Annotated in this window: 4 protein-coding genes; all 4 read left to right on the plus strand. The window is 52.5% G+C overall.

Annotation, left to right across the window (positions count from 1 at the left end; translation table 11 throughout):
* The first annotated feature begins 9 nt into the window (after positions 1–9).
* The gene (kdpA, locus tag IEX98_RS18900) at positions 10–1,689 is read left to right on the plus strand and encodes a potassium-transporting ATPase subunit KdpA (protein WP_308421809.1); all 1,680 of its coding nucleotides are present in this window, start codon (positions 10–12) and stop codon (positions 1,687–1,689) included.
* A gap of 20 nt (positions 1,690–1,709) precedes the next feature.
* Complete coding sequence (gene kdpB, locus IEX98_RS18905) at positions 1,710–3,749, plus strand: potassium-transporting ATPase subunit KdpB (RefSeq protein WP_188890805.1); 2,040 nt, start codon at positions 1,710–1,712, stop codon at positions 3,747–3,749.
* Between the two features lie 29 nt (positions 3,750–3,778).
* The gene (gene kdpC, locus IEX98_RS18910; protein ID WP_188890750.1) at positions 3,779–4,429 is read left to right on the plus strand and encodes a potassium-transporting ATPase subunit KdpC; all 651 of its coding nucleotides are present in this window, start codon (positions 3,779–3,781) and stop codon (positions 4,427–4,429) included.
* A 54-nt stretch (positions 4,430–4,483) separates the two neighbouring features.
* A partial coding sequence (locus IEX98_RS18915; protein WP_229692254.1) for a histidine kinase occupies positions 4,484–6,563 on the plus strand: 2,080 nt, incomplete at its 3' end.

A 6,563-nucleotide genomic window follows, 5' to 3' on the forward strand; every position in this document is an offset into this window, starting at 1 on the left:
GGCGTATCGATGGAAATGGTTCAAATAGCGGTCGTGGTCGTCATTCTACTGGCATTAGTTAAACCGCTAGGCACTTATGTATATCACGTATTTTCGAATGAAGCTAATTGGACGGATAAGGTGTTTGGTCCGTTCGAGCGATTGCTCTATAAATTTATTGGTATCAAAAATCGGGACGGCATGAGCTGGAAAAAGTATGCCTTAAGCTTTATTGTCACCAACCTTATCCTGACAGCGGCTGCTTACTTGCTGCTGCGGCTCCAATGGATACATCTGTTTAATCCAAACGGGATGGAGGGGATGGAGGCCACTCTATCTTTCAATACGGTGATCAGCTTTATAACGAATACGAATCTGCAGCATTACAGCGGCGAAAGCGCGCTCTCTTACTTCTCGCAAATGGCAGTCATTATGATGATGATGTTCACATCGGCGGCAACAGGCTTCTCGGTTGCTATTGCTTTCATACGCGGACTAACGAGCAGAGGGCAAACGATCGGACATTTCTTCGAAGATTTCGTCAAAGCGCATACGCGTATTTTCTTGCCGGCTTCTTTTGTTATTACGTTAGTGCTGGTCGCGCTGCAAGTTCCGCAGACATTGGATCCAACGCTGACCGTCAAGACGCTGGAGGGGGCCGCGCAGCAAATTGCGATAGGCCCGGTCGCCTCATTGGAATCGATCAAGCATTTGGGCACAAATGGCGGCGGATTTTTCGGTGTCAACTCGGCACACCCGTTCGAGAATCCGAACCCGCTGACGAACGTAATTGAGATTTTGTCCATGTGGGTGCTGCCTGCTGCGCTGCCCTATACGTTTGGCCGATTTGCCAAAAGTAAAAAACAAGGCTGGGTCATTTTCTCAGCGATGATGGTATTGTTTCTCGTCTGTTTAACGACGGTCTATGCCGCTGAGAAAGCAGGCAATCCCGTCTTTGGCGGACTCGGTATCGATGCTTCGCAAGGCAGTATGGAAGGCAAGGAGGTGCGGTTTGGCATTGCAGGCTCGGCCTTGTTCACAGCTGTGACGACAGCAGCGACGACCGGCTCGGTCAACAACATGCATGATACGCTTACGCCGATCGGAGGGCTTGTTCCGATGGCTGAGATGATGCTGAACGTCGTCTTTGGCGGCAAGGGCGTCGGGTTAATCAATATGCTGATGTACGCCATTCTAGCGGTGTTCCTATGCGGCTTGATGGTAGGCCGGACTCCTGAATTTTTAGGGAGGAAGATCGAGCCCAGGGAAGTGAAGCTAATTGCCGTCGCGATACTGGCGCATCCTTTTATTATTTTGGTACCCACAGCGCTCGCGCTGTTGACCGATGCCGGCCGGGCAGGCATTACGAATCCAGGCTTTCATGGCATCAGTCAGGTGCTGTATGAATTTGCATCTTCGGCTGCTAACAACGGTTCAGGCTTCGAAGGGCTTGGCGATAATACAACGTTTTGGAATATAAGCACAGGGCTGGTTATGCTGCTTGGCCGTTATATTTCGATCATTGCGATGCTGGCTGTGGCGGGATCGCTGCTGCGCAAACAGCCTGTACCGGAAACGATAGGGACATTTCGAACCGACAATGCCTTGTTCACAGGTTTGTTGATCGGCACGGTATTGCTAATTGGCGCGTTGACTTTCATGCCGGCGGTCGCACTTGGGCCCATTGCCGAGTATTTGACAATCCGTTAACGGATGAGGTGGATAAAATGATGACGAATAATCGACAGAAACGAATGCTGACGGCGGATGCCGTTCAGCGTGCTTTGAAGGAAAGCTTGCTCAAGCTCAACCCGGTAACGATGGTGAAAAATCCGGTCATGTTCGTCGTGGAGGTTTGTACTGTTATCGTATTGTTGATGACAGTATTTCCGGGTTATTTCCATTCCGAGGATCGTATCGGTTTTAATCTGACTGTGTTTCTTATTTTGCTGTTTACCGTTTTGTTTGCGAATTTTGCAGAAGCTTTGGCGGAGGGGCGCGGCAAGGCGCAAGCTGATTCACTTAAGAAGACGAAGCAGGAAGTGATGGCAAATAAACTGGTCGAGGGCGGCAGCATCAACGTAATAAAGTCCACGGAGCTGCATAGGGGCGACTTGGTTATAGCTTCGCAGGGCGAGATGATTCCTTGCGACGGAGAAGTGGTTGAGGGCGTCGCTTCCGTCGATGAGTCAGCCATTACCGGTGAATCGGCCCCCGTTATTAAGGAAGCAGGCGGAGATTTCAATTCGGTAACTGGGGGGACCCGGGTCGTTAGCGACTGGATCAAAATCAGAGTGATTAGCGAGCCCGGTGAATCGTTTATCGATCGGATGATCTCCTTAGTGGAAGGGGCCAAACGGCAAAAAACGCCAAATGAAATTGCGCTGGGCACACTGCTGACCAGTCTGACGCTCATTTTCCTGATCGTGGTTGTCACGCTGGGCCCAATTGCAAAATTTGTTGGCATCGAGCTTGAAGTACCCGTGTTGATTGCGCTGCTCGTCTGTCTCATTCCGACAACGATTGGCGGGTTGCTGTCCGCAATCGGCATTGCTGGCATGGATCGGGTCGCTCAATACAATGTGCTGGCCATGTCAGGCAAAGCGGTGGAAGCGGCTGGTGACATCAACACGATGATCTTAGATAAGACCGGAACGATTACTTTCGGCAATCGGATGGCCAGCGAGTTTGTGGCGGTAGGCAGTCACGTGAAAAGCGCCGAGCTGCTCAATTGGGCCGCGATTAGTTCGCTGAAGGACGAAACGCCGGAAGGCCGTTCTGTACTCGACTATATGAAACGCAATGGACTTCCGTTCGATACGCTTGGGGCGGAGGGAGGCGAGTTCATTCCGTTCCGGGCGGTGACAAGAATGAGCGGCATCGACTTGCCGGACGGACGGCAGGTGCGCAAAGGGGCAGTTGATGCTGTGCGGAACTGGGTGCTGTCGCAAGGCGGGATTGTACCTGATGATTTGACCGGAAAAGCGAATGTCATTGCGTCGGCTGGCGGCACGCCGCTCGCTGTTGCCGTAGATAAAGATGTAGTTGGACTTATCTATTTGAAGGATACCGTCAAGCCGGGAATGAGCGAGAGATTCGAGCAGCTGCGGCAAATGGGCATCAAGACGATTATGTGTACCGGGGACAATCCGCTAACGGCTGCGACCATCGCTAAGGAAGCGGGGGTGGACGGTTATATCGCCGAAAGTACGCCGGAGGATAAAATCGAGGTGATCCGCCGGGAGCAAGCGGAAGGCAAGCTGGTTGCTATGACCGGCGACGGCACGAATGATGCGCCAGCGCTAGCCCAAGCAGACGTTGGCATTGCCATGAATAGCGGCACGACTGCCGCTAAAGAGGCTGCCAATATGGTGGATCTGGATTCCGATCCCTCCAAGATCATCGAGGTGGTCGCCATCGGCAAACAACTGCTGATGACTCGCGGTGCGTTGACGACCTTTAGCATCGCTAACGATATTGCCAAATACTTCGCCATCATTCCGGCGATGTTCATGATCGTTATCCCTCAAATGAACGCGTTGAACGTGATGAAGCTAGGCTCGCCATATTCGGCTATATTGTCGGCACTCATTTTCAACGCAGTCATCATACCGTTTCTTATTCCTTTGGCGATGAAAGGTGTCGCCTACAGGCCGATGAGCGGCTCTCGTCTATTGGGCCGCAATTTGCTTATCTATGGACTTGGCGGCATGCTCGCGCCATTCATTGGTATTAAACTGATTGATCTTGTGGTGCATATTTGGGTGTAAATTAGCAGGGATAGAAAGGATGATTGTTTATGCGTACCAATGCATTTGCAGCAACTGCCGGCAATAAACCGGATTCTAGCGGTTCTATTCTGTGGCAGGCTTTGCGATCAAGCCTCGTATTTATCGTGCTTTGCGGCGTTGTTTATCCGCTTGTCTCTACGGGAGCAGCCCAACTGCTCTTCCCTAGAGAGGCAAATGGCAGTCTAGTGAAGGATGGAAGCGGGCAAATTGTAGGATCTGCGTTAATCGGCCAGCCGTTTAAGGATCCGAAATATTTTCAAGGCAGAGTCTCAAGTATTGAGTACAATGCCGCTGGATCCGGCTCTAACAATTACGCGCCGTCCAATCCGGCTCTGTTGGAGCGGGTGAATACTTCCATCGCGCAATGGAGGACGGAAAATCCCGATGTTCCCATTGAACAATTGCCGATAGCTTTAATTACAAATTCAGGCTCAGGGCTCGACCCGCATATTACGCCGCAATCGGCGGCTGTACAAATTCCTCGAATCAGCAAGTTAACTGGCTTGGACGAAGCTGAATTAAAGCAATTGGTAGAAGTTAATACAGAAGGGCGTTCGCTCGGCTTGTTTGGAGAAAATAGAGTCAATGTGCTGAAGCTGAATTTGCAGCTGGCAGACCGGCTTGCGGGCAAGTCAACTGCACCGCAGGTAAAGGGCTGATTCTACGAGGAGAAGGAGGCGGTCTCCATTTATAGAAGGAAGACGCCGGAGGAAGTGCTGGACTTCATCTCCAAGCTGAAGAGAGGCCGATTGAAAGTAATTATAGGTGCCTTTAGCGGCTCCGGCAAAACGTATCATATGCTGCGTGAAGGTGTACAGCTGCAGCAGCAAGGGCGGGACGTCGTTATATGCGCCGTCTCAACCTTGCAGCGGCCGGAGACGGTTCGGCAAGCGGAAGATTTGGAACGGGTGCCCAGCATCCACTGGACGAAGGATGGTCGGGAATATAAGGATCTTGATGTAGACGCCCTGCAGAAACGCAATCCGGAAGTCGTTCTCGTGGACGGCCTTGCTCACAGCAATCGTCCTGATGCTCTTCGCCCGACAAGGCTGGAGGATATAAAGGCGCTGCTGGATCTCGGAATTAGCATCATTACGACGGTCAATGTGTATGAGCTTGATGGGGTACATGAAATCGTAAAACAGCGGACTGGCATGGCTGCCGAGGCGACGGTTGGAGCGGACGCATTGGAGCTGGCAGATGAAGTCCGCCTTATCGACGTGTCGCCAGAAACGATGCTGCAGCGATTGGAGGACGGGCTGCTTGGCGACAATCCTCATCCCTTTCTTTCCAGACGAGGGAATTTGGGCGTGCTGCGTGAATTGTCGCTTCGGCTAGTCGCTGAGGGCGTTAATGAATCGCTTGAAAAGCATCGTGATGAAGAGGGAGCAGTTGGCGCTTCAGGCGCTTCCGAGCGTATTGTTGTTGCCGCTCAATATCACTGGAACGGTTCCTTGTATGTCCGCAGGGGACAGCAAATCGCCCGGCGGCTGAATGCCGGTCTGGCTGTGCTTGCGTTTGTCCGGCGAGGAAAGATATTAAGCAAGGAGCAGCATACATTCAAGCGATCCATTCAAAAGCTGGCGGAAAAAATCGATGGAAGCTTCGAGGAGCTTCCGCTGCCAAGCCGGCGCAAGCTGCCGGAAATTCTAGTTCGATATGCGGTTGAGTTAAGGGCAAGCCGAATCGTGATGGGGCAATCCAGACAGAACCGGTGGCAGCAATTGCTGCACGGATCCATAGCAGAAGGCGTGCTGCGCAGAATGAACGGTATCGATCTGTTTCTAATGGCTGATCGCGCGGAGCAGGCAGGGGAGCGCATTATACCGGCCAGGCAAAGGCAGGAGAAGAAGCCGGATGACTTTAAGAGGCTTAGTCCGCAGGAGCTGGAACGGAAGCAGAAGGCCGTCTGCAAAGGGAGCTTTAAAGTGTATATCGGCGCTTCGCCGGGGGCAGGCAAAACCTATACGATGCTGCGTGAAGGCCATGCGCTTCTAGATAAAGGGGCGGATGTCGTCATCGGTCTGCTGGAGACGCATGGACGCAAGGAGACGGCTGCACAAGCAGGCAGCCTGCCGGTCATCCCGCGTCAGGTTATCTCCTATCAGGGGGTTATGCTGGAGGAGATGGATACAGAGTCGATTATCCGCCGCAATCCGGAGATCGTACTTGTAGATGAGCTGGCACATACGAACAGGCCGGGAAGCATTAGAGCCAAGCGCTATGAGGATGTGCTCTGCCTGCTGGAGAATGGGATTTCGGTCATTGCGACGGTCAACGTGCAGCATCTGGAAAGCTTAAACGATGCAGTCGAAGCCGTTACCGGCATCCGAGTAAAGGAGACGATTCCCGACTCGCTTCTGCGATTGGCGGATGAAGTGGAGCTGATCGATGTAACGCCGCAAATGCTGCATCAGCGCATGCGTGCCGGCAACATTTATGCAATGGATAAAGTAGAGCAGGCACTCGGCTCTTTTTTTACAACCGGGAATCTAATCGCACTTCGCGAGCTCGCTTTGCGAGAAATTGCCGACGATGTCGACGAGCGTCTGGAAGCCTGGGATCAACGTCAGACGCTGCGCGGGCCGCTTCGAAAGCAGGAGGTCATATTTATCGGCATTGACATTCGTTCTGGCGCAGCCGAGCGGCTTATCCGGCGAGGGTTCCGGCTGGCATACCGGTTAAAGGCGGAGTGGCATGTTCATTATGTAAGCTGCGGAACACCCTTGGACGCAGTTCAGGAGAAAAAGCTGGAATCATTGGCTGCTCTGACCACACGGCTAGGAGGAGCTT

The organism is Paenibacillus radicis (ex Gao et al. 2016) (assembly GCF_014641555.1).
GTDB lineage: Bacteria > Bacillota > Bacilli > Paenibacillales > Paenibacillaceae > Pristimantibacillus > Pristimantibacillus radicis.